Annotated in this window: 22 protein-coding genes; 12 read left to right on the top strand and 10 right to left on the bottom strand. The window is 60.5% G+C overall.

Annotated features, from left to right (window positions below; genetic code table 11):
• Nucleotides 1-169: 169 nt before the first annotated feature.
• Nucleotides 170-2338, bottom strand: coding sequence for a catalase/peroxidase HPI (gene katG / locus RXV86_RS15130; RefSeq protein ID WP_316301083.1), 2169 nt, complete (start codon nt 2336-2338; stop codon nt 170-172).
• 156 nt (nt 2339-2494) lie between these two features.
• On the opposite strand from katG, the gene RXV86_RS15125 reads away from it, so the two are divergent.
• The 8 genes from RXV86_RS15125 (at nt 2495) to hpaD (ending at nt 12776) form a co-directional block, all read left to right on the top strand.
• Nucleotides 2495-3409 (top strand): LysR substrate-binding domain-containing protein, encoded by a 915-nt coding sequence (locus RXV86_RS15125; RefSeq protein WP_316301082.1) that lies wholly within the window; start codon nt 2495-2497, stop codon nt 3407-3409.
• Between the two features lie 76 nt (nt 3410-3485).
• On the top strand, nt 3486-5780 hold the full coding sequence (locus RXV86_RS15120) for a molybdopterin guanine dinucleotide-containing S/N-oxide reductase (protein WP_316301081.1): 2295 nt from the start codon (nt 3486-3488) through the stop codon (nt 5778-5780).
• A 24-nt stretch (nt 5781-5804) separates the two neighbouring features.
• Nucleotides 5805-6545 (top strand): hypothetical protein, encoded by a 741-nt coding sequence (locus RXV86_RS15115; RefSeq protein WP_316301080.1) that lies wholly within the window; start codon nt 5805-5807, stop codon nt 6543-6545.
• A 102-nt stretch (nt 6546-6647) separates the two neighbouring features.
• Nucleotides 6648-7868 (top strand): MFS transporter, encoded by a 1221-nt coding sequence (locus RXV86_RS15110; protein ID WP_316301079.1) that lies wholly within the window; start codon nt 6648-6650, stop codon nt 7866-7868.
• Between the two features lie 66 nt (nt 7869-7934).
• Nucleotides 7935-9647 (top strand): methionine--tRNA ligase, encoded by a 1713-nt coding sequence (metG, locus tag RXV86_RS15105; RefSeq protein WP_316301078.1) that lies wholly within the window; start codon nt 7935-7937, stop codon nt 9645-9647.
• A 333-nt stretch (nt 9648-9980) separates the two neighbouring features.
• Nucleotides 9981-10367, top strand: coding sequence for a 5-carboxymethyl-2-hydroxymuconate isomerase (locus tag RXV86_RS15100; protein WP_316301077.1), 387 nt, complete (start codon nt 9981-9983; stop codon nt 10365-10367).
• 4 nt (nt 10368-10371) lie between these two features.
• Nucleotides 10372-11883: a 5-carboxymethyl-2-hydroxymuconate semialdehyde dehydrogenase gene (gene hpaE / locus RXV86_RS15095; protein ID WP_316301076.1), complete on the top strand. Its 1512-nt coding sequence runs from the start codon at nt 10372-10374 to the stop codon at nt 11881-11883.
• A 41-nt stretch (nt 11884-11924) separates the two neighbouring features.
• On the top strand, nt 11925-12776 hold the full coding sequence (gene hpaD / locus RXV86_RS15090) for a 3,4-dihydroxyphenylacetate 2,3-dioxygenase (RefSeq protein WP_316301075.1): 852 nt from the start codon (nt 11925-11927) through the stop codon (nt 12774-12776).
• Between the two features lie 267 nt (nt 12777-13043).
• On the opposite strand, the gene RXV86_RS15085 is transcribed toward hpaD, so the two are convergent.
• Together RXV86_RS15085 and RXV86_RS15080 are read right to left on the bottom strand one after the other, a co-directional pair.
• Nucleotides 13044-13196 carry a hypothetical protein gene (locus RXV86_RS15085; protein WP_316301074.1) on the bottom strand — a complete coding sequence of 51 codons (153 nt, stop codon included), beginning with the start codon at nt 13194-13196 and terminating at the stop codon, nt 13044-13046.
• A 187-nt stretch (nt 13197-13383) separates the two neighbouring features.
• Nucleotides 13384-14172: an inositol monophosphatase family protein gene (locus tag RXV86_RS15080; RefSeq protein ID WP_316301073.1), complete on the bottom strand. Its 789-nt coding sequence runs from the start codon at nt 14170-14172 to the stop codon at nt 13384-13386.
• A gap of 242 nt (nt 14173-14414) precedes the next feature.
• Here RXV86_RS15080 and RXV86_RS15075 point away from each other — a divergent pair, with 242 nt between their 5' ends.
• Entirely contained in the window at nt 14415-15380 is a 966-nt protein-coding gene (locus tag RXV86_RS15075; RefSeq protein ID WP_316301072.1) for a radical SAM/SPASM domain-containing protein, read from the top strand.
• Nucleotides 15377-16357, top strand: a complete 981-nt coding sequence (locus RXV86_RS15070; protein WP_316301071.1) for a phosphopantetheine-binding protein — start codon at nt 15377-15379, stop codon at nt 16355-16357. Before RXV86_RS15075 ends, RXV86_RS15070 begins: the two co-directional genes overlap by 4 nt.
• A gap of 21 nt (nt 16358-16378) precedes the next feature.
• Here RXV86_RS15070 and RXV86_RS15065 read toward each other — a convergent pair whose 3' ends face one another.
• A complete protein-coding gene (locus RXV86_RS15065) occupies nt 16379-17284 on the bottom strand; it encodes a LysR family transcriptional regulator (protein WP_316301070.1) in 906 nt (301 codons plus the stop codon).
• 108 nt (nt 17285-17392) lie between these two features.
• Between RXV86_RS15065 and metF the strand changes: the two genes are divergently transcribed.
• Nucleotides 17393-18256 (top strand): methylenetetrahydrofolate reductase [NAD(P)H], encoded by an 864-nt coding sequence (metF, locus tag RXV86_RS15060; RefSeq protein ID WP_316301069.1) that lies wholly within the window; start codon nt 17393-17395, stop codon nt 18254-18256.
• Between the two features lie 75 nt (nt 18257-18331).
• Entirely contained in the window at nt 18332-18823 is a 492-nt protein-coding gene (locus tag RXV86_RS15055; RefSeq protein WP_316301068.1) for a PaaI family thioesterase, read from the top strand.
• A gap of 21 nt (nt 18824-18844) precedes the next feature.
• Here RXV86_RS15055 and RXV86_RS15050 read toward each other — a convergent pair whose 3' ends face one another.
• The 6 genes from RXV86_RS15050 to RXV86_RS15025 form a co-directional block, all read right to left on the bottom strand.
• Entirely contained in the window at nt 18845-19186 is a 342-nt protein-coding gene (locus RXV86_RS15050; RefSeq protein WP_316301067.1) for a hypothetical protein, read from the bottom strand.
• Nucleotides 19187-19579: 393 nt separating this feature from the next.
• Complete coding sequence (locus RXV86_RS15045; RefSeq protein WP_316301066.1) at nt 19580-20779, bottom strand: serine hydrolase domain-containing protein; 1200 nt, start codon at nt 20777-20779, stop codon at nt 19580-19582.
• Nucleotides 20764-21474, bottom strand: a complete 711-nt coding sequence (locus RXV86_RS15040; protein WP_316301065.1) for an ABC transporter ATP-binding protein — start codon at nt 21472-21474, stop codon at nt 20764-20766. The genes RXV86_RS15045 and RXV86_RS15040 overlap by 16 nt, the downstream gene beginning before the upstream one ends.
• Nucleotides 21474-22229 carry an ABC transporter ATP-binding protein gene (locus RXV86_RS15035; protein ID WP_316301064.1) on the bottom strand — a complete coding sequence of 252 codons (756 nt, stop codon included), beginning with the start codon at nt 22227-22229 and terminating at the stop codon, nt 21474-21476. Before RXV86_RS15035 ends, RXV86_RS15040 begins: the two co-directional genes overlap by 1 nt.
• Nucleotides 22226-23530: a branched-chain amino acid ABC transporter permease gene (locus tag RXV86_RS15030; protein WP_316301063.1), complete on the bottom strand. Its 1305-nt coding sequence runs from the start codon at nt 23528-23530 to the stop codon at nt 22226-22228. Before RXV86_RS15030 ends, RXV86_RS15035 begins: the two co-directional genes overlap by 4 nt.
• A complete protein-coding gene (locus tag RXV86_RS15025) occupies nt 23527-24483 on the bottom strand; it encodes a branched-chain amino acid ABC transporter permease (protein WP_316301062.1) in 957 nt (318 codons plus the stop codon). The genes RXV86_RS15030 and RXV86_RS15025 overlap by 4 nt, the downstream gene beginning before the upstream one ends.
• Nucleotides 24484-24490 lie beyond the last annotated feature (7 nt).

The raw sequence follows: 24490 nt of genomic DNA, 5'->3' as shown, positions 1-24490 counted from the left end.
CCCCCCCCCCCCCCCCCCCCCCCCCCCCCCCCCCCCCCCCCCCCCCCCCCCCCCCCCCCCCCCCCCCCCCCCCCCCCACCTCCGTCGGATTGGCAACGCCAATCCGAAACCTGAAACCAAAAAGGGCGGCCCAATCGGACCGCCCTTCTCATATCCTGGGTGATGACATTCACAGATCGAACCGATCCGCGTTCATCACCTTGTTCCACGCAGCAACGAAGTCACCGACAAACTTGCCGCCATTGTCGGCCTGGGCATAGACCTCGGAAATCGCCCGCAATTGAGAGTTCGAGCCAAAGACCAAGTCGACGCGGGTGGCCGAGTACTTGTCCTTGCCCGAGGCACGATCCTTGCCGGTATAACTGCCGTCACCGTTGTCCGACCACTCGGTGCCCATATCGAGCACGTTGACAAAGAAGTCGTTGGAAAGCGTGCCGACATTGTCGGTGAAGACCCCGTTGGACGATCTGCCATGGTTGGCGCCCAACACCCGCAGACCACCCACAAGCGCGGTCATTTCCGGCGCGGTCAGGGTCAGAAGCTGCGCCTTGTCAATCAGCAGTTCCTCGGGCGAGATGGTGAAATCCTCGCGCTGCCAGTTGCGGAAGCCGTCCGCAGCAGGCTCGAGATGGCCCATGCTTTCCACGTCGGTCTGCTCTCGCGTAGCGTCACCACGGCCCAGGGTCACCGCTACCTCGATATCGTGACCGGCGGCCTTGGCTGCGGTTTCAACCGCGGCGGCGCCACCGATGACGATCAGGTCGGCCATCGACACCGATTTGCCTGACTGGATGCCTTCCAGCACACCCAGAACCCGGGCCAGCTCGGCCGGTTCGTTGGCGTCCCAGTCCTTCATCGGCTCCAGCCGTACGCGGGCGCCGTTGGCCCCGCCGCGCATGTCCGAGCCACGAAAACTCGAGGCTGAGGCCCAGGCGGTTTTCACCAGATCGCTGACCGACAGACCGGACGCCATGATCTCGGCCTTGAGTGCTGCCACATCCAGCCCCGCATCGGTGGTCGAGGCCGGGATCGGATCCTGCCACAGCAGCTCCTCTTCCGGCACTTCCGGGCCGCAATAGCGCGACTTCGGACCCATGTCGCGGTGGGTCAGCTTGAACCACGCACGGGCATAGGCATCGGCAAACTCATCGGGGTTATCGTGGAAGCGCTGTGCAATCGGGCCGTAGATCGGATCATAGCGCAACGACAGGTCGGCGGTGGTCATGGCCGGGACGTGGGTCTTGGACGCATCGAAGGCGTCTTCGACCATGTCCTCGGGCTCGACGTTCTGGGCGTGCCAGACAATTGATCCTGCCGGTGTGGTGACCTTCTCCCATTCGTATTTGAACAACACCTTGAGATAGCCCATGTCCCAGGTTGTCGGGTTGGGCTTCCAGGCCCCTTCGAACCCCGAAGTGATCGCATCACCCGAATGGCCCGAGCCGTGCGAGGAGATCCACCCAAGGCCCATTTCTTCGATCGGCGCGCCTTCGGGCTCGGGGCCGACCGCATCGGCCGGGCCATTGCCGTGCATCTTGCCGAAGGTGTGCCCCCCCGCGACCAGGGCCACGGTTTCCTCGTCATTCATGGCCATGCGGGCGAATGTCTCGCGCACATCGCGTCCAGAGCCCAGGATGTCGGGATCGCCGTCCGGCCCTTGCGGGTTCACATAGATCAGGCCCATATGAACGGCCCCAAGAGGCTGTTCCAGCTCGCGGTCGCCGGAATAGCGGCTGTTGGGGTTATCATCCGGGGCAAGCCATTCGGTTTCGGACCCCCAATAGACATCTTCCTCGGGCTCCCACACATCGGCGCGGCCACCGGCAAAGCCGAAGCACTTGAAGCCCATGGATTCCATCGCCACGTTGCCCGCCAGGATCAACAGGTCGGCCCATGAAATCGCGTTGCCGTATTTCTGCTTGATCGGCCACAGAAGGCGGCGCGCCTTGTCGAGGTTGCCATTGTCCGGCCAGGAGTTCAGCGGCGCAAAACGCTGCTGCCCGGTGCCGCCGCCGCCGCGACCATCGGCGGTACGGTAGGTGCCTGCCGCATGCCAGGTCATGCGGACGAACAGCCCACCATAGTGACCATAGTCGGCAGGCCACCAGTCCTGGCTGTCGGTCATCAGCGCGGTCAGGTCCTTTTTCAGATTGTCGTAGTCGATGGCGTTGAACGCCTCGGCATAGTTGAAATCCTCACCCATCGGGTCGGATTTTTTCGAGTTCTGTGCCAAGATGCGCAGGTTCAGCTGGTTCGGCCACCAGTCGCTGTTGCCGCGCATGCTGACATTGGTCGCGCCATGGGCCACCGGGCATTTTCCGATTGCGTTACCGTCCATGAGGTCTCTCCCTTTTCGATTGCTGTTCAAGGGGCCCTTGCAAGCGCCGATGTCACGGCGCGGGACCCTTGATTCTCCCTTAGTCTAGAATGACTCTAACAAGGGTTGCCGATTGGGATAAGTTGCATTTCCTGATTGCCTTAATAAGATGAACTTATGGATAGGTTTACACTCAGACAGTTGCGCTATTTTCAGGCGCTCGCCCGACACGGGCATTTCGGACGGGCGGCAGATGCCTGTGCGGTGTCGCAACCGGCGCTGTCGATGCAGATCAAAGAGTTGGAGCAGTCCATTGGCATGCCCCTGTTTGAACGCAGCGCACGGCGGGTACGGCTGACCGGGTTCGGGGAAGAGTTTGCCACCCGCGCCCGCGACATCCTGCGGGCTGTCGATGATTTGTCCGACCTCGCCCGAACCGCGCAGGGACAGATTGCCGGGCGGCTGCGGATCGGGGTGATCCCGACCATTGCACCCTACCTGCTGCCGCGCATCATCGGCGATTTGAATGCGGCCTATCCCGGGCTCGACATTCACGTGCGCGAGACGCTAACGCCAAAATTGCTACATGAGATGGGTGAAGGGCGGCTGGATTGCGCGATCATGGCCTTGCCGATATCCGAACCTTCGCTGGTCGAGGTTCCGCTATTTTCCGAGAATTTTGTGCTGGTGCGGCCACGCGGGGATGCGGGCAAGCCGGTACCGGACAAAGAGTCATTGCGTGAAATGCGGCTCTTGCTGTTGGAGGAAGGGCATTGTTTTCGCGACCAGGCGTTGAGTTTCTGCAGCATTCAGACCGGGCTGCCGCGCGAAGGGCTGGATGCATCGTCGCTGTCAACGCTGGTGCAGATGGTCGCTGCCGGGATCGGCGTGACTTTCATTCCAGAAATGGCCCTGCCGGTGGAAACTCGCTCGGCCTCGGTCGATGTGGCGCATTTCCCTGATCCCCAGCCAGAACGTGTCGTCGGCATGATCTGGCGCAGGAATAGCCCATTGGCGGCGCAGCTTGCCGACATATCCGAGACCGTGCGCGCTTCGGCCCTGACGCTGAGGCAAGTGCGGGCGGCCGAGTAATCGGTTTAAAAAAGGGGCTTTTGCCCAGCGTAAAATCCCGCCTACACTCTCGCAGCCGAACCGGGAGTTGCATGGAATGAAAGATTTCGACCGCAAACCGCTGACCAATTCCCATTGGGGCGCCCATTGGGTCGAGGTCGAGGGCGGCCGCATCACGGCGCTCAAGAATTTCGAGCATGACCCCGACCCCTCGCCCATCGGGCAAGGCATCATCGACGTGATCGACGACCCGCTCAGGATCAAGCGCCCCGCCGTACGCAAGAGCTGGTACGAAAACGGCCCCGGTGCATCGGGCGAAAAGCGCGGAGAGGATGAGTTCGTTGAAATCAGCTGGGATGAGGCCGAACGGTTGGTTGCGCAGGAGCTTGACCGCGTACGCAAGGTCCGTGGCAACGAGGCGATTTTTGCCGGTTCCTATGGCTGGGCCAGCGCCGGACGATTCCACCATGCGCAGGGGCAGCTGAAACGCTTTCTCAATTGCATCGGCGGCTACACTAAATCGGTCAACACCTATTCCTTCGCCGCCGCCGAGGTGGTCGTGCCCCATGTACTGGGCGATTTCAGGGCCTATGTGGATCGCTACACCTCTTGGCAGTCAATTGCCGAAAACGCCGAGTTGTTCGTCGCCTTTGGCGGGGTGCCGCTGAAGAACGGTCAGATCAGCCAGGGAGGACTTGGTAATCATGTCCAGAAAGAGGGGCTTCTGGGCGCGTATGAAAACGGTGTGGAGTTCGTCAATATCTCACCGTTGCAAAGCGACATGCTGGACCGGGTGGGGGCGGAATGGCTGCCCCTTCGCCCATCAACCGATGCAGCGCTGATGATCGCACTGGCCCATACACTCATGGTCGAAGACCTACAGGATCAGGCTTTCCTCGATAGATACACCGTCGGATTTGGCCGATACGCGGCCTATCTGCGCGGGGATGAGGATGGTACGCCAAAATCTGCTGACTGGGCCGCGCCGATCTGCGAGATCGACGCCGAAACCATCCGCGGCCTCGCCCGCCGCATGGCCAGCAGCCGCACGATGATTTCCATCGCCTACGCGTTGACGCGACAGGATCACGGCGAGCAACCCTACCATGCGGCCATCGCTCTGGCCGCGATGCTGGGTCAGATCGGAGAACCGGGCACCGGGATCGGATTCGGTTATTCGGCGATGAATCATACCGGGCTCAATCGACGCCTGGTTCCCTACGCTGCCATGCCGCAGGGCCAGAACCCGGTGAAAGCCTTCATCCCTGTGGCCCGCATCACCGACATGCTGGAAAACCCCGGGGCCGAATTTGATTACAACGGCAGACGTCAGACCTACCCGGACATTAAATTGGTCTGGTGGGCCGGTGGAAACCCCTTCCACCATCACCAGGATCTCAACGCCCTGCGTCGGGCCTGGGCGCGGCCCGACACCGTGATCGCCAACGAATGGTGCTGGAATTCGCTCGCGCGGCACGCCGATATCGTGCTGCCCTGCACCACGCCGCTGGAACGCGACGACATGTCCCTGACCAACAAGAATCCGTATCTGACGGTGATGGACAAGGTGATCGAACCGGTAGGTGACGCGCGTGACGATCACGAGATTTTCCGCGGTATCGCGGCGCAAATGGGCGTCGAAGAGGCCTTTACCGAAGGGCGCAGCCCCGAGGACTGGCGCCGCTGGCTCTATGATGTCTCGCGCCAGGCTGCGGCGCGCGGTGGGGTCGAATTACCGATGTGGGATGAATTTCAGACCAAGGGCTGGCACCGGGTGCCCGATCCCGAAAGTCAGAACGTCATGCTGGAGGGCTTTCGGGCGGACCCCGAAGGCAAACCGCTGAAAACTCCGTCTGGCAAGATCGAGATCTTTTCGGAAACTATGGCGAGTTTCGGCTATGACGATTGCCCCGGCCACCCGGTCTGGTTTGAGCCATTGGAATACCTCGGCAATGCCAACCCGGAGGCGCCGCTGCATATGATTTCGAACCAGCCCAAGACGAAATTGCATTCGCAACTTGATCATGGCTCGGTCAGCCGAGGCGATCGCATGGATGGGCGCGAGCCTGTGTTGATGAACCCGGTGGATGCCGAGAAACGTGGACTGACAGCGGGTGACGTGGTCCGCATCTTCAACAAACGCGGCAGCGCCTATGCCGGGCTTCGGCTCAGCAACGAGATCCGCCCGGGTGTGATCCAGATCGCAACCGGGGCGTGGTATGACCCCGATGAAGATGCCTGCCTGCACGGCAACCCCAACACGTTGACCCCGGACAAAGGCACATCGAAATTGGCGCAGGGGCCGATTGCGCATTCCTGCCTGGTCGAAATCGAAGCGGCAGGTGACGTGCCCGCCCCCCGGATCGGCACACCGCCACCTTTTGGCACATAGTATCTCGATGCAAGGAGACGAGGATTGCGCACCCGCCGCACGAGTTTCGTGACCGCCGCGCTTAGATTGGCGGTGTTGATGCTGGCGGCATTTGCGCTTTCTGGCTGCATGGAGGACGGCCCGATCCTCTTTGAACCGTCGCAGGACTATTCCGACCGGGTTTCAAAGACCTGTTCGGTTGTTCCGGGATCGGATATTGCCCCGGTTGTGGCCAGCGATCGCGTAGAATTCGAACTGCCCCCAGGCGGTGACTGCTCTGCGCTGCGCTTTGGTGATGACTGGGCGCTTGGGCACAACTACCTGATGGGGTTTGATGTGCGACTGGACCGCAACCGGATCGGAAGCCGTCCGGTGACGCTGGCGCGTCTGGTCCGCTCGGGCGCGTCCGAAACCGAACTGGTTTCGGTGAAAGCATCACGCCAGAACGGGATCACGGTCCTCGGACGGCGCTGTGTTCCTGCATCAGAGTTTGGCACCTGGCACAGGGTTGAATTGCGCGTTGCGCTGTCGGACCAGGACGAGGGGTTCCTGGAAGTGTTCTGCGACCGCAAGCCAATCTGGGCGCAAGACAAAATCCGCACCACGCTACCACCAGTTTGTCGGCGAAGCGAAGGTTGTACGATCCCGGTGGCAAAACCAGTTCGCTTTGAATGGCAAATCGGATTGATGACAAGGCATGCGGTGGCACACCGGTTGAAAATCGAGATGAGGCGGGTTTTCTATCGCCGCCTGTTCTTGATCCCGCACCGGATTGGAAACCTGTAACCCGGATTCCGGCACCCGAACGGGCGGAACAAACACCAAAACCGACACAACTTTGTCGCAGCACCGCATGCGCCGCTCCCCTGCCCTGCAATGGTGTGCCATATGCGCCTGCTCATATCCTTTACTGCCCTGTTCCTCTCGGTCATCCTACTCCAGCTCTCAACCGGCGGGGTCGGCCCGCTCGACGCCCTATCCGGTCTGGCGCTGGACTTCTCGAAAGAGCAGATCGGCCTGTTGGGCTCGGCGCATTTCCTCGGGTTTTTCCTCGGATGTTGGTGGGCGCCGCGCCTGATGGGCAGCGTCGGCCACAGTCGTGCTTTCGCCGCCTTTACCGCCACCGGCGCCATCGGCTTGCTGGGCCATTACCTGATCATCGATGCCTATGCCTGGGCGGTGATGCGGGTCGCCTCGGGGCTTTGCGTGGCAGGCTGTTACACGGTGGTCGAGGCCTGGTTGCAGGCCAAGGTCAACAATGAAACCCGAGGCCGCGCCATGGGGGTTTACCGGGTGGTCGACATGTCCGGGTCGCTGGCTGCCCAGATGGTGATCTCGGTGCTCGAACCGGCCTCATATGTCTCTTACAACCTACTGGCGCTGATCTGCTGTGCCGCACTGTTGCCGCTGACCCTGACGCGCTCGTCCCAACCTGAAACGCCGGATGCGCCCCGTCTGCGCCCCATGCTCGCGGTGTCACGCTCGCCGCTGGCTGCGGCCGGGGTGGTCGTTGCGGCGCTCAGTTCGGCCTCGTTCCGCATGGTCGGGCCGGTTTATGGTCAGGAGGTTGGACTGGCCACCAGCCAGATCGCCTGGTTCCTGGCGGCCTTTGTCCTGGGTGGGGCACTGGCCCAATACCCGGTGGGCTGGCTGGCGGACAAGTTCGACCGGCGTCACATATTGGTCTGGATGTCGGTCGCGGCAGTGGTGAGCTGTGGCATCACGTCATATTTCACTGACCTGCCGACCGTGGGCATCATGCTGACCGCCGGGTTCTTTGGCCTGACCACCTTCCCGATCTTTTCGATTGCCGCGGCTCACGCCCATGACTTTGCTGACAGTCATGAGCGGGTCGAGCTGTCGGCAGCGTTGATGTTCTGGTACGCGGTGGGGGCCATCGGCTCACCGCTTCTCGCCTCGCGTCTGATGGAAGCCTACGGCCCGCCTGCCCTCTTCATCATGATCGCAGTCGGGCATGGGCTGCTGATCGTCTTTGGCCTCAGCCGGATGCTTGTGCGCGCCGCCCCGGAAGAGCGCACAACCTATATCTGGTCACCGCGGACGTCCTTCACCGTGGGTCGTCTCTTTGGCAAATCGCGCGAGCGCTAAGCCGCGCTAGACCTTGCAGGCGCGATGGCCTAAACGAGACCACGCAATTACAAGTGTGGACCGATCATGGCACGTCACCTCATCACCTCCGCCATTCCCTATATCAACGGGATCAAGCATTTGGGCAACCTTGTGGGCAGCCAACTGCCCGCCGATCTTTTTGCCCGCTACCAGCGCGCCCGCGGCAACGAAGTGCTGTTCCTCTGCGCCACGGACGAACATGGCACGCCCGCCGAACTGGCCGCGGCCAAGGCCGGGCAGCCGGTGGCCGAGTACTGCGCCGAAATGCACGCGGTTCAGGCCAGGATCGCCGAAGGGTTCGGATTGTCGTTTGACCATTTCGGGCGCTCGTCGAGTCCTGAAAACCACACCCTGACCCAGCATTTTGCCGGGCGGCTGGCCGATGCAGGCCTGATCGAAGAGGTGACCGAGACCCAAGTTTATTCCAAGGAAGACGGTCGCTTCCTGCCGGACCGCTATATCGAGGGCACCTGCCCCAATTGCGGCTTCGACAGCGCCCGTGGCGACCAGTGCGACAACTGCACCAAGCAACTGGACCCGTCGGACCTGATCGAGCCGCATTCGACTATTTCCGGCGCGACCGACCTGGAGGAGCGCGAGACCAAACACCTTTACCTGCGCCAAAGCCAGATGCGCGACAAGCTGCAGGACTGGATCGACAGCAAGAACGACTGGCCGGTGCTAACCACATCGATTGCCAACAAGTGGCTGAATGACGGCGATGGGCTGCAGGACCGGGGCATCACCCGCGACCTTGATTGGGGCATCCCGGTGAAACGCGGCGATGAGGACTGGCCCGGTATGGAAGGTAAGGTCTTTTATGTCTGGTTTGACGCCCCGATCGAATACATCGCGTCGAGCCAGGAATGGGTTGATGCCGGCCAGGGAGACGACTGGCAACGCTGGTGGCGCACCGACAAGGGTGCCGAGGACGTGACCTATACCCAGTTCATGGGCAAGGATAACGTGCCCTTCCACACGCTTTCTTTCCCCGCCACGATCCTTGGCTCGGGCGAGCCATGGAAGCTTGTGGATTACATCAAATCCTTCAACTACCTGAACTATGACGGTGGTCAGTTCAGCACCTCGCGCGGGCGCGGCGTGTTCATGGACCAAGCGTTGGAGTTGCTTCCGGCGGACTACTGGCGCTGGTGGCTTCTGTCGAACGTACCGGAAACCTCGGACAGCGAGTTCACCTGGGAAAGCTTCCAAATCGGGGTGAACAAGGACCTCGCCGATGTGCTGGGCAATTTCGTCAGCCGTGTCACCAAGTTCTGCCGTTCGAAATTCGGCGAAGAGGTGCCTGCGGGTGGTGCTTATGGTGCAGCCGAGGAAGCGCTGATCGCCGAGCTGACCAAGCGCGTCCGCGCCTATGAGGGCTTCATGGAAGCGATGGAAGTTCGCAAATCGGCACAGGAACTCCGTGCAATCTGGTCGGCGGGCAATGAATACCTGCAAGAGGCCGCGCCCTGGGCCACGTTCAAGGAGGATCCGGACGCGGCGGCGGCCCAGATCCGCATGGCGCTGAACCTGATCCGGCTGTACGCGGTTCTGTCCTCGCCTTTCATTCCCGAGACCTCGGCACGGCTGTTCTCGGCGATGAACACGCTCGACACCGAGTGGCCGGGCGACGTGGCAGCGGCCCTGTCGGCCTTGCCTGCGGGGCATGCCTTCTCGGTCCCCGACAACCTCTTTGCCAAGATCACGGACGAGCAGCGCGAAGAGTGGCAGGAGCGGTTTGCCGGGGTGCGGGACTGAGGCGGTACGGCATATCTGCGCGCCTGTTGCGACTTGAGAGGCCGCTGAGGAAGAGCCGTGGGATTACCGGGCCGTGTGGTGGTGACCCGACGTCAGTTTTGGCCAATTAGCCCCCGAGAAATCCACGCTATCTATCTGTTTTTGCTATCTTTTCGAAATCACCAGCCCTGCGGGCGTTCTGGTGATCCCACGGCGCGCTGCGCACTTGAATCCGTGCGGGATCTGTTTCCAAGACTTCGGCTCCAAGCCACAACCAGCCGCGGCTGAAACCCACTTCTTGACACGCCACATCAATTTACTTAACATGTTAAGCAGTTGAGGGAGAATCGCATCATGCCGCATTTCAGCATCGAATACTCGGCCAATCTCGAAGAGATGGTGGATATGGCGGCCTTGTGCGATCACCTACGCCAGGCTGCCATCGCCACCGGCGTGTTCCCGATGCCCGGCGTGCGCGTACGCGCGTTTCGCGCGGATCACGTGAGCATCGCCGATGGCAATCCGAAACACGCCTTTCTCGACCTGTCGATCCGGCTGCGCGGCGGCAGGTCGATGGAGGACAAAGCACGCGCGACGCAAGAAGTTTTCGACGCGTTAACATCCTTCATGGCTCCCGCGCTGGCCAAGCATTCCATCGCGCTCTCGGTCGAGATGCGCGACATCAACCCCAATCTGAGCCCCAAGACGGGCACCATCCGCGACCATCTGAAAGAAGGCTGATCCCATGTCCGATCTCGACGCCAACATCGCCAAGGCATTGACCTATCTCGACCGGTTCAAGGAAACCGGTGTTCTGAACCGCATCGGCGGTCAGGATCGCGCCGCCAACAGCGGCGCCACATTCGACAACAACTCGCCGGTGGACGAGGGGTTCCTGTGCAGGGTGGCCCGCTCGGACGCCAGCGACATCGACGATGCCGCCCAAGCTGCGTATGATGCCTTTCCGGCATGGCGAGACATCACCGGGGCCGAGCGCAAGAAGATCCTGCACGCCATTGCCGACGGGATCGTGGCGCGGGCCGAAGAGATCGCCTTTGCCGAATGTCTCGATACCGGGCAGGCGATGCGCTTCATGCAGAAGGCTGCGCTGAGGGGCGCCGAAAATTTCCGCTTCTTCGCCGACCGGGCCCCGGCGGCGCGCGACGGTCAATCCCTGCCGTCGCCCACACTGATGAACGTCACCACAAGGGTTCCGATCGGCCCCGTCGGCGTGATCACTCCTTGGAACACACCCTTCATGCTGTCGACCTGGAAGATCGCACCGGCGCTGGCCGCAGGCTGTACCGTGGTGCATAAACCGGCCGAGTTCAGCCCGATCACCGCACGAATCCTGATGGAGATTGCCGAAGAGGCCGGTCTGCCACCCGGAGTATGGAACCTTGTGAACGGGTTTGGCGAGGATGCTGGTCGCGCCCTGACCGAACATCCGAAAATCAAGGCCATCGCCTTTGTCGGCGAAAGCAAAACCGGCTCAATGATCATGAAACAGGGGGCAGACACCCTGAAGCGGGTGCATTTCGAGCTGGGCGGCAAGAACCCGGTCATCGTGTTTGACGATGCCGATCTCGACCGGGCGCTCGATGCCGCGATCTTCATGATCTATTCGCTGAATGGCGAGCGCTGCACCTCATCGTCACGCCTGCTGGTGCAATCGAACATTGCCGAAGAGTTCATCGCCAAGCTGACCGAACGGGTGAACAATATCCGCGTCGGCCACCCACTGGACCCCGCGACCGAGATCGGGCCGCTCATTCACAAGACCCATTTCGACAAGGTCTGCAGCTTTTTCGATATTGCCCGCGAAGACGGCGCCACCGTCGGCGCAGGCGGCGAACGGGTTGGCGACACCGGGTGGTTCGTGCGCCCCACCTTATTCACGAACGCCTCCCAAGACATGCGCATCGCCAACGAGGAAATCTTCGGCCCGGTCCTGACTGCGCTCACCTTTGATACCGAGGACCAGGCGCTGGAGATGGCCAATGCCGTCGAGTACGGGCTGACGGGCTATGTCTGGACCAATGACCTAACCCGCGCCCTGCGCTTTACCCATGGGCTTGAGGCGGGCATGATCTGGGTGAACTCGGAAAACGTGCGCCACCTGCCGACGCCCTTTGGCGGGGTCAAGGCCAGCGGCATCGGCCGGGATGGCGGCGACTGGTCATTCGAGTTCTACATGGAGCAAAAACATATCGGCCTTGCCATGGGCCATCACAAGATACCTCAGCTTGGGCTCTAGGCCCCGAGTGAACCGCGAAAAAGAACCAGGGAGGAAAGACAATGGGAGAGATCGTTCTCGCCGCCAAGATGACCCACGTGCCCACCATGCTCATGTCCGAGCAGGAAGGACCCGTGAAAGGCAAACGCCAGCCCGCGATTGACGGGCACGCCGAAATTGCCCGCCGAGCCAAGGCGTTAGGCGCCGATACGGTGGTGATCTGCGATACCCACTGGGTGATCAATGCTGGCTTTCACATCAACGCCAACAGCCGGTTCGAGGGGCTTTTTACCTCAAACGAGTTCCCGCAATTCATCCAGGACCTACCCTATGCCTATGACGGCAACCCGGAACTGGGCGATGCAATTGCCGAGACAGCCCGCGACATGGGCGTGCACACGCTGGCGCATCACCTCGACAGTCTGGAGCTGGAGTACGGCACGCTTGTCCCGATGCGGTTTATGGCGCGCGAACACGAGATGAAGGTCGTCTCGGTGGCCGCTTGGTGCACTGTGCATGACCACCAAGAAAGCCGCGTCATCGGCGAGGCGATCCGAAAAGCAGTCGAAGCCAGCGACAGCAAAGTTCTGCTGGTCGCCAGCGGTAGCCTGTCCCACAAGATCTGGCCAAACAAGGATTACGCCGCCAACAACGGCACCTTCACGATCAGCAGCGAATTCAACCGGCAAGTAGATCTGCACGTGCTCGAGATGTGGAAAAACGGCGACCACGCCACCTTCCTCAAGATGCTGGGCGATTACGCGCAGTTCTGCTGCGGTGAGGGATCAATGCACGATACGTCGATGCTGTACGGTGCATTGGGCTGGGACAGCTATGATAAGAAATGCGAGGTGGTGACAGAGTATTTCCCCTCGTCGGGCACCGGCCAAACCAACGTGATCTTCCCGGTGTAGGGTGGGTTTTCCACCGGCTTTCCGTGAAAGCCAAAACTGTGGCGGCGCTTGCGGGCGCCGCGTTCACTTGATCCCATTGACCGGTTGAAGTTCGCGGACATGGGTATGATTGCCTTGGCAGCATCCTGGGTCAACCCCTCGACCCGCGGCATGCCACCAAAGGGCCAATGATGCGCGCGCAGCCGCTTTTTTGGGCGTCATCACGAAGGCATAGTTGGCATGGTGTGATGGCTCGTAAATCCTGTGCGCAAGCGGTGGCCCGACCCCTTATATCCCGGCCGTGTTCTGACCGTGACACTCCACACAACGGGCCTCGAAGACCCGCTTGCCGGCACGTGCCGCGGAACTCAGGTTTTCCGGCAGCATAGGAATTTCTGTGGCGGCACCGTCCGCAATATCCACAATGGCCGTGCTGCTCATCGCATGGCGCAAAGCGCCGCCATCTGCATGATGGCCGGTTCGCCCCACCAAATCGCTATACTGCCAAGCAGAAGCAGCGCACCGGCTGTTAAACGGGTCTGTTCATATTGCAGATGCCTCCCGCTCAAAAGAGCAGCCAGGATTCCTGCGATGGAACCTCAAGCCAATTCAGCGTGAAACAGCCCGGTCAGTCGCGAATGATCTTGGCGAAGGGGTCGAACATCGCCTCGTTGGCGCAGACCACTTCGCCATCGTCCAAGATGTCACCCTCCGGGTTCAGCGGCTCGATCAGCCCGCCAGCCTCCTGCACGATCACGATTCCGGCCGCGAGATCCCAGGGGTTCAGACTGCGCTCCCAGAACCCGTCATAGCGGCCCGCGGCCACGTAAGCCATGTCCAAAGCTGCCGACCCAAACCGGCGCACCCCGGCGCAACCGGGCAAAAGCCGCCCCAGGTCCTTCAAAGTATCGGGCAGGTCGGCGCGACCGCCAAACGGCAGGCCAGTGGCAAAGATGCATTCAATCATCCGGCGACGGCCCGAAACCCGCAGGCGGTTGGAATCGTTCAGCCAGGCACCTTCGCCCTTCTCGGCATAGAACATCTCGTCCTTGGCCGGATCATAGATCACGCCCGAGACGATCTTGCCCTTATGTTCCAGCGCGATCGATATGGCCCAATGCGGCAGCCCGTGCAGGAAGTTGGTGGTCCCATCCAGCGGATCAACGATCCAGCGGCGGGTTGGATCGTCGCCATCGACGCCACCAAGCTCTTCAGCCAACCAGCCATAGGTGGGACGCGCGCCCAGCAATTCCTCTTTCAGGATTTCCTCGGCCCTGAGATCGGCCTTGGAGACAAAGTCACCAGCGCCCTTCATCGAAACCTGCAGGTTCTCCACTTCGCGGAAATCCTTGACCAGCGACCGGCCCGCCTTGCGCGCGGCCTTCATCATGATGTTGAGATTTGCACTGCCCTGCATGGCTATGGCTCCTTGGTGTCAGAGGGGGCGTATAGCCGGTCGCTTTGGCCTTGCCAAGATGCCTGTGCAGCAAAGCCCGGCCGGTCGTGCAAATGCACGCACCCCGGCGATGCCTGCAACATATCGGCAACATCAAATTGAAACCTTCTGGCGACTTGATCTCGATCAAGTCAATGGCTCCGAGCCAATCCTAACGATTTCTGTGGGGGCAATTCACCATTCTGCCGAAGGGGTCGAATTGCATGGAAAAAACTGCTCAATCCACACATGTCGCGGAACTGGAACGCATTGCGTCGGGTTTGAAGAACCCGGCCTTTCCAAAAATCTTCGCCGTCGAGCTTTGCGCCGATTGCGATCTCAACTGCTCGATGTGCCACCACGACCAGATGAAGCGCCCCAAGGGCAATCTGCCGATGCCGCTGTGGCAGAAGTGCGCGGATGAGATTGCCCGCGAGGCGCCCAGCACCAATGTCTGGTTCTCGTTCTGCGGCGAGCCGCTGTTGATGCCGGACCGGCTGATCGAGATGCTGGAGTATGGTGCCAAGGTTGGGCTGCGCTCGCTCAACCTCAACACAAATGGCAATCGTCTAAGCAATGATGTCGCGACAAGGTTGCTGGGGACCAGGCTGTCAAACATCGTCATCGGCATCGACGGGTTCGAGAAGGACACTTACGAGAAATACCGCTTTCTGGGAGATCGCGACCGGGTCTATGCCAATGTCGAATACCTGTTGAAAGAACGCAACAAGCGCGCACACGGCCCCGAGATCATGGTTCAGTTCATCGAGATGGACGACAACGCAGATGAATTCGAACGCTACCGCGATCACTGGCTGGGGCTTGGCGCCACGGTCAAGCTGCGCCGTCAACTCAGCTGGGGCGGCAAGTTCGAAACCGCGATCGACGTGGCCAACGAGAAGCGTATCCCCTGCCCTTGGGCGATGACCATGATGCACCTGTTCTGGGACGGGAGGGTGCCGCGCTGCCCGGGCGACACCGAGGGCGAGGAAAGCGCTGGCAACGCCTGGGACGACAGCCTGGTCGATCTGTGGGCCAAGCTGCACGACTACCGCCAGATGCATCTGGATCGTCTGTTCGATGATCTGCCCGAGCGCTGCCATGACTGCACCGACTGGAAAACTGGCGCCTCGCTGAAATTGCGCCCCGGTGGGGCGGTGCACCGGGATCATGCGACGGTGGCGTCATGACCACCCTCTACCTATGCGCCGCCGGGAACCCCGAGGGGGTCCGGTTGGCACTGGAGGTCAACGAGGCCAAAGGAGAGTGGGACCGGATCGTGCTGTTGGACGATGATGCCACCAAACAGGGAGGCGAGATTCTGGGTGTCCCCGTGATCGGGCCCTTCGCTGCTCTGGCCACTCACCAGCCGGGCGACGTTGCAGTCAACCTGGTGGCGCGCTCGACCAAGGGTCGCGACCGGGCCCGCGAAAGGATCGAAAGCTTTGGCCTTCCACTGGTCAGCATGGTGCATCCGTCGGTGGATACACGGTTTGCCACCATCGGGCGGTCGGTAACAATCTATGCGGGCAGCACCATTTCGGCGCTTTCCAATGTCGGCGACCACGCGGTGATCTTTACCCAGGCGGTTCTGGGCCACGGTGCCACGCTGGGCGTTGGTGCGGTGCTGGCACCAGGCGCTGTGATCAACGCCCGGGTCCGGGTCGGGGATCGTGCCTATATCGGTTCCAATGCCTCGGTATTGCCGGACCTAGCGGTCGGTGAGGACGCCACGGTCAGCGCCTGTTCGGCGACCGTGGGCGACGTGCCGGACGGATGCACCGTTATCGGCGTGCCAGCCGAAATCGTCGGTTTGCCGACAATTGCCGGAGCGAAACCTGCCACGATAGCCACGTCCCATAACGATACCTCGGATAGTTACGACGCGGTACAGGCCGTTTTCGCCGGAGTTCTCGACATGCCCTCGATCGCCAGGGACACCAATTTCTTTGACGCTGGCGGAAACTCGAAACAGGCCCTGGACCTGCAGCTTGCCCTTCGCCAGAAACTTGGTATTCCGGTGAGCGTCGTCGATATTTTCCGCTTTCCCAGCCCCGGTGCGCTTGCCACCCACCTGTTCGGCAATACCGAATTCGATCACGCGGAAGACGCCAAACGCCCCTCACGGGCCGACATTCGCCGTCGTCGCCAGAAGGCGCATGTGTGAGACGAAACCGTCCGGCTCAGTTCAACCGCGTTGCAACCGCACCGGAATCTCGCGCCCCAGCTTAAGGAAATGCGCGATATAGGGTTTGTCCGCGTCCTCGTCACGGATCGCCGCGTAGAGCCGCTTGTTCAGACCCGCCTCGGTAATCGGGCGGGTGACGTAATCGCTGGAGTACTTGACCTCGCGCACGACCCAGTCAGGCAGCACCGACACCCCGCGCCCCGAGGCCACCAGCATCAGGATCACAGCGGTCAGTTCCACCTGCCGCACCGCCTTCGGTTCGATTCGCGCCGGGGAAAGCAGTTCGGAAAACACGTCCAGCCGATCACGATCCATCGGATAGGTGATCAGCGTCTCGCCCTCGAAATCCTCGGCCTCGATGAATTTTTTCTTCGCCAGCGGATGGCTGCCCGCCGCCACGAAGACCGGTTCATAGTCAAACAGCGGTTTGAAAGTGACACCGGGGATGTCCTCGGGGTCAGAGGAAATCACCAGGTCCACATCCTCGCGCGTCAACGCAGGCAGCGCGTCAAAGGCCAAACCGGGCCTGATATCCACGTCCACATCACCCCAAGCTTTCCGGAACTGTTCCAGCACCGGGAACAGCCAGTCAAAACAGGCATGGCATTCGATGGCAATATGCATCCGCCCGGCCGAGCCCTCGCGCAACCCTTCAAACTCGGCCACCAGCGCCTCGATCTCGGGCAGCACCCGTTCGGCGGTCCTGAGCAATCGCAGCCCGGCCGCTGACAACCGCAGGGGCTTCGAGCGCCTGATGAAAAGCTCGACTCCGGCCTGATCCTCAATCCCCTTGATCTGATGCGAAAGCGCCGACTGAGTGATGTGAAGCTGGTCGGCTGCCCGGGCCAGTCCCCCCGCATCGTGAATGGCGCGGATCGTGCGCAGGTGGCGAAATTCGATATGCATCCCATGGTCCACTAAGTGAGCAATCCTCATGTTGACCTTGAGGATTATGAATTTGCCTCATTTACGACAGTGCGCCACAAGAGTGCAACCCAAAGACATGAGATCGATATGACACCGCAAATTTCGCTTGAGTTTTTCCCGCCGCAGAACCTGGAAGGCTCGTTCCGGCTGTGGGACACGATCCATGCGCTGGCGCCGCTGGCCCCGCGGTTCGTGTCGGTCACCTATGGTGCGGGCGGCACGACCCGCGACCTGACCCGCGACGCGGTGCGCGCGATCAACAAGTCCACCGGACTCAACACCGCGGCGCACCTGACCTGTGTCGATGCAACCCGTGAAGAGACAATGGCGATTGCCGAGGGTTACGCGGCCGCAGGGATCAGCGAAATTGTTGCCCTGCGCGGTGACCCGCCCAAGGGATCGGGCGCGTTCGAGCCGCATGCCGACGGGTTTGCCAATTCAATCGAACTGATCGAGGCACTGGCGGACACCGGAAAATTCACCCTGCGTGTTGGCGCCTATCCTGACATCCACCCCGAAGCGCGCGGCTCCAAGGCCGATATCGACTGGCTCAAGGCCAAGCTGGATGCCGGAGCATCCGAGGCGATCACCCAGTTCTTTTTTGAAGCGGAAACATTTCTGCGGTTCCGCGATGAATGTGCGAAGGCTGGCATCGACAAGCCGATCCTGCCCGGCATCCTGCCGATCGAGAACTGGAAGGGCGCCCGCAACTTCGCCTTCCGCTGTGGCGCTTCGGTGCCTGCATGGCTCGATGACGCCTTTGCCAAGGCCGAACGCGACGGCCGGCACGACCTTCTGGCCACCGCGCTTTGCACCGAGCTGTGCTCGGACCTGATGGATGAAGGCGTCGACGCCCTGCACTTCTATACTCTGAATCGTCCCGAACTGACCCGTGACGTCTGTCACGCTCTGGGCGTCACCCCGCAAATTCAACTTGAGAACGTCGCGTAACGGTCCGGCCCCCTGTCTGGACGATCCCACTGCGCGACCATAGCATTCCCCCTTGTGACCCAAGGGGGAATGCGCATGTCCGATCAACGAAAATACGCCCAAAGCACCGATGATTTGCCCGCATTGGACGATATCCTGTCGATGACAGGGTTAGAGTTCATGCAGGCAGTCAAGGAAGGGCATTATCCTGGCCCGCCGATTGGCAAGACCATGGGCTTCTGGCCAACGCATGTCGAGGACGGCAAGGTCATCTTCACTGGTACGCCGACATTTGACGTGATGAACCCGGTCGGCACGGTGCATGGCGGCTGGTATGGCACGGTGCTCGACAGCTGCATGGCCTGCGCAATCCAGACAAAGGTGCCAAAGGGTTCGACCTATACGACACTGGAATACAAGGTGAATATCATTCGCCCGATCCCGATTGGCACCGAAGTCGAGGCCATTGGCATCGTGCACCACGCTGGCCGTTCGACCGGCATTGCCGACGGCGAAATTCGTGGAAAAGCCGATGGCAGATTATATGCCACCGGCTCGACCACTTGCATCATCATGAAAATAAAGTGACCGCCTGGGTCCTTTCGCAACTCACTTCTTCTTGGACCAGCTTTCGCTATCGCACATGCCGACGGCGCAACCCTTGATCTTGAGGCCAGCATTGGTGAACACCACCGTGCCGTTGAAGCTCATCCAACGCGGCATGTCCGGGTGCTTCATCTTCTTGCCTCTCCAGGATCCGTCTTCGCGCTCGGTCATACCGTTGCACATCTCGTAACCGTCACTGGCGCGTGTGCAGTAGAGCTTGCCGTTCTTGTTGACGACCTTGATCTCCTGGCTGCCTTTGCGAATGTAGCTGTCCGCATGGGCCATGCCCACCAGCGTAAGTGTTCCAATTGCGGCAGCCAACGCGCCTATCTTAAGTGCCTTCATCGCTTCCTCCCTTTAGCGATTATGACTGCGTGGGTCGGATCAGTTTCGGCGAAACAGACCCGTTAGCGCAATCACTTCCATCGGGGCATTTCCGCGCAGGTCTTCGGGTTGACGTGACGGGTTGAACGTCGACCGGGTGAGATTGCGCCGCCCGACGGCGTCGCGGGGGCCTTGTTTCGCTCGGCCCGCATGGAATCTGGAGGTGCCGAGCCGGCGCTCGGCGGGCTGGTAAGTTGGACTCTCCATATCAACGCTGATATCTGGCCAAGCCGTCTGTGCAGATGAAACGGCGCGACATATCTCCGAGCTCAGCGAGGCCGGGCCCAACGGGCCAAGCCGATCTTTGATCGGCGCAGGACGGGCGGGAGCTCCCCTTTGACAGCGAGCCAAACGTCAGCTTGTGATCGCGCCATGCACCAATGCCTTGAGTTCGACACGGCTGGGGTAGGAGGAGCTTGGCACCAGTTGCGTGAAATAGACAACCGTCAGGTCATGCACCGGGTCGGTCCAGAAATAGGTGCTCGCCATTCCGCCCCAGCCAAAATCTCCGACCGAGCCGGGCATTCGGGCCAAAGCCGGGTCCAAAAGAACCGCGCCGCCGATGCCAAAGCCCATCCCGGCCATGGGCATCTCCATGAAGCTTTCAGCGCCCATCGAGGCGATATCCCCGGCAAGGAAATTGCGGCGCATGAAGCGCAAGGTGCTGGGCGACAGGAGGCGCGCGCCGTCCAATTCACCACCCCGGCGGATCATTTCGCCGAAGCGCGCATAATCGTCGAGAGTCGAAACCAGGCCACCGCCACCCGAGAACATCGTTACCTTGTCCTCGCCAAAGGAACTGCCTTCGGCGGGGTCCATCAGAGCGCGCGGATCCTCGGGTGTTTTGGTATAGCAATCGGCAAAGCGCGCGACCTTGTTCGAGGGCACCGAGAAGGCCGTATCCTTCATTCCCAGGGGCTCGAACACCCGGTCGCGGAACACTTGGTCGAGCGGCTGTCCGGTGATCACTTCGATCACCCGTCCAATCACATCGATGCCGATGGAGTACTCCCATTTCGTCCCCGGTTGGAACGCAAGCGGATGCGCGGCCGCCCGGTCGCACATATCCGCCAACACACCGGAGCGCGGGTTGAAGTCGATCTTCTCACGTTCGTAGATCCGCCCTGCCAGTCCCGGGTTAAAGCCATAAGTCAGGCCCGACGAGTGGGTCAGAAGCTGCGCCAAGGTCGGCGGCTGGGTCGATTCTGTCTGGTTTTCCTGCGTCGCCCCACGGATCAGCGCGCGCAGGTCGGAAAATGCCGGGATGAACTCGCTAACCGGCGTCTCTAGCACCACGCGGCCCTGTTCCAGAAGCATGCCGAACACGACGGAGGTCACGATTTTCGTCATCGAGTAGATGCGCACGATGGTGTCACGTTCGTAAGGCAGGTCGTTTTCAACCGAGCGCAACCCGTCACAGCCGAAATAGGCCTCTTCGCCCCCTTGCAAAACCAGAAGCGAAGAGCCGGTGTAACGCCCGCCTTCCCGGTTGCGGACCATCCAATCGTCGATGCGTTTCAACCGGTTCGGATCAAGCGTCATACTTCCAGCCATTCCTTACGGATTTCTTCATTGGCCGTCAGCTCTTCAGGTGTACCCTCGAAAACCATGTGGCCATGGCCCATCACGTAGACCCGTGTCGCCACCCGCAGCGCGATTGTCAATTTCTGTTCGACGAGCAGGATCGATACACCGCGTTCGGCAATCATCTCCAGCATGTCACCAACCTGTTCGACGATCTTGGGGGCTAACCCCTCGGTCGGCTCGTCAATCATGATGAAATCCGGGTCGCCCATGAGGCTGCGGCAGACGGTCAGCATCTGCTTTTCACCGCCCGACAAGACACTAGCCTCGATATCGGCACGTTCACGCAGGTTGGGGAAATGGTCGAACATCATCTCCATCGACCAGCGCCCCTGCCCGTCTTTCTGGCCTGGCTTCAGGCCAAGGATCAGGTTCTGACGGGTGGTGAGACCGGGGAAGATGTCGCGGTTTTCCGGCACGTAACCGATCCCGGCCTTGGCAATCTCGTAGGACGGTTTTCCGGCCAACTCCTCGCCACGAAACTTTACAGACCCTTTCGGGGAAACTTCGCCCATCACCGCCTTGCAGGTGGTGGAACGGCCCACGCCGTTACGGCCCAACAACGCGACGATCTCACCCTCGCCCACGTTGAAGTTAACGCCCTGAAGAATGTGGCTTTTACCGTAATAGGCGTGCAGGTCGCTGACCTCTAGCATCGCTGACATCACGCGTCCTCCAATGTGGTGCCGAGATAGGCCTCTTGCACGGCCTTCGAGGCACGCACTGCTTCAGGGGTGTCGCTTTCAATGATCTCGCCATAGACCAGCACGCTGATCTTGTCGGCGAGGTCGAAAATCACACCCATGTCATGTTCGACGATGACCAGCGTCTTTCCCTCGGTCACCTTGCGGATCAGGTCAACGATATAGTCGGTTTCGGAATGGCTCATGCCTGCACAGGGCTCATCTAGCATGACAATGTCAGCGCCCCCGGCGATGGTGATGCCGATTTCCAGCGCGCGCTGCTCGGCATAGGCCAAGGCCCCCGCCACCATGTTTCGGCGCGAGGTCAGGTTGATCTGTTCGAGGATTTCGTCGGCCTTTTCGGTCAGATCATGCTGCCGGTTCACCATGTGCCAGAAGCTGTATTTGTAACCCATCGACCACATCAGCCCGCATCGCACGTTTTCGAACACGGTCATGTTGTGGAAGATGTTGGTGATCTGGAAGCTGCGGCTGAGACCCATGCGGTTGATTTCATAGGGTTTCTTGCCACTGACATCCACCCCATGCAGGTGAACGCTACCGGTGGTCGGCAGGTACTTACCAGTGATCAGGTTGAAGAGCGTCGATTTTCCGGCCCCATTCGGCCCGATGATCGCATGGCGTTCACCCTTGGCAATACCGAGGTTCACATCCTGAATGATCTTGGCGAGGCCGAAGCTTTTGCTCAGCTGTCTGAGTTCGATAGCGGCCGTCATGACGCACCCCCTGCCCCGGGGGCATCCATATGGGTGGCCTCGTCCCAGGCTTCCTTGAGTGCCGGGGCCATTTTGACCAGTGCCCAAAAACTGACTGCAGCCAACGCCAACGCAGCAATCAGCGGCAAGAGGTGATGGCTGTCAAACGTGATCCCGTAGAGGGTCATTTCATGGTCGCCCACGCTGGCATGGCGGCGATGGAACAGGATTTCCAGCACGGCCGCCGAGGACAGCACAAAGGCGATCGCGGGCAGGAACATCTTGGCATAAGGCGCTATCAGATGCCCCAGCTTACCCAGCTTCCATGGCAAAACATGCATCGCCAGAAGCCCGGCCAGACCGCCTGGGAAGAACATCACCGTGGCCACGAACAGGATACCCAGATAGAGCGACCAGATTTCGGTGTAGAGGCTAAGCACGGTTTGCAGCAGGGTGAACACAATCGCCCCGATGATCGGCCCGACAAAGAAGCCGACGCCGCCGAGGAAGGTGATCAGCAGGATTGACCCGGACGTGGCAAGGTTCAGGTTTTCCTCGGTCAGAATCTCGAAATTGATGGCAAACAGCGCCCCGGCGATCCCGGCAAAGAAGCCGCTGGCGCAGAAGGAAATCCAGCGCACGTGGCGCTGGGAATAGCCCAAGAATTCGGCCCGCTCTTCATTGTCGCGCACCGCGTTTGCAATGCGGCCAATAGGAGTACGGGAATAGAGATACATGCCAAGTGCGGCGATCAGCAGCCAACCGGCGGTCAGATAATAAACCTGGCTTTGCGCGCCGAAATCCCAGCCGAACACCTCGGGCCCCATGGTCCGGTCGCCACTGACACCTTCTTCGCCGCCAAAGAAGACGACGATGATGATCGAACAGGCGGCGATCAGCTCACCCACGCCAAGGCTGATCATTGCAAAAACCGTCCCCGCCCGTCGGGTCGAAAACGTCCCAATGATCAGCGCGAACAACAGACCAAATAGCCCGCCAAACAACGGCAAAAGCGGCAAAGGAAGCCACAACCCGTCATATTCAACCATGTTCAGAAGATGCATGCAGAAGAACCCACCAAGGCCCATATAAACGGCGTGACCGAAGCTGAGCATCCCGCCCTGGCCCAACAACATGTTGTAACTCAGAGCAAAGACGATGGTGATCGCCATCTGGTTCATGATCGTCAGAGCCGAACGGCTGTCAAACACATATGGCAGGATGATCAGGCAAATCGCAGCCACGATCCATGGCATCGCATGGTTCAAGGGGATCAGGCGGCGCGTGCCAGCCGTGAGCGGAGTCGTTGAGGGAGTGCTCATGTTTCACGCTTCCCGAACAGGCCCTGCGGACGTAGCACGAGGACGATGACCATCAAAAGATAAGGTAAGATGTCGGCAATCTGCGGCAGGGTTAGGGTCCATAAATCCTGCCAGGAGCTGTCCCAGATTGGTTCGGGCTTGGTGAACCCGAGTCCGGTCAGGATGTCCTCCATCCGCACGTTATAGGCCTTGGCGAATGTGGTGATCCAGCCAATCAAAAGCGACGCGGCGAGCGCGCCCCATAACGACCCAAGCCCGCCAATCACAATCGTTACGAATACGATTGACCCCAACACCACGGCCATGCCCGGGAACGTTCCCAGAACCGGTCCGGCAATTACACCGGCCAGCCCGGCCATAGCAGTGCCGACCCCAAACACGCCCATGAACACAAGGGGCACGTTGTGGCCCAGGTTCTGCACCGTCTCGGGATAGCTTAGTGCGGCCTGAATGGTCATGCCGACGCGGGTTTTGGTGAGGATGTAAAGCAGCACCAGGAAAATCCCGATGGCGACAAAAATCATGAACACCTTAAATGCCGGAAAGGCATTACCGGCGATCGAGAAGGCGGCGAAATCCAGCGCCGCGGGCACCTCGTAGTTCATCTGGTTCTTGCCCCAGAAGAACTGCACCACTTCCTCGATCAGCAGCGCCAGACCGAAGGTAAAGATCAATTCCGGAACGTGGCCGTATTTGTGCACGCGCCTGAGCCCGTATCGTTCGATCAGCGCACCGATCACGCCCACGGCGATGGGCGCCACGATCAGGCCTAGCCAGAAGCCGGTAAACAGGCTGATCTGATAGGCGAAATACGCCCCCAGCATGTAGAAACTCGCGTGGGCAAAGTTCAGAACACCCATCATGGAAAAGATCAGCGTCAGACCGCTGCACAGCATGAACAACAGTAGTCCGGTGACCAGCCCGTCCAAAATGTTGACGATGAAAAGGGACATGTAGTGC

Source organism: Aliisedimentitalea sp. MJ-SS2 (genome assembly GCF_032586155.1).
Classification (GTDB): domain Bacteria; phylum Pseudomonadota; class Alphaproteobacteria; order Rhodobacterales; family Rhodobacteraceae; genus JAWHTC01.
Note: the sequence above shows the minus strand (reverse complement) of the source record. Positions and strands in the feature narration are given on the sequence as shown.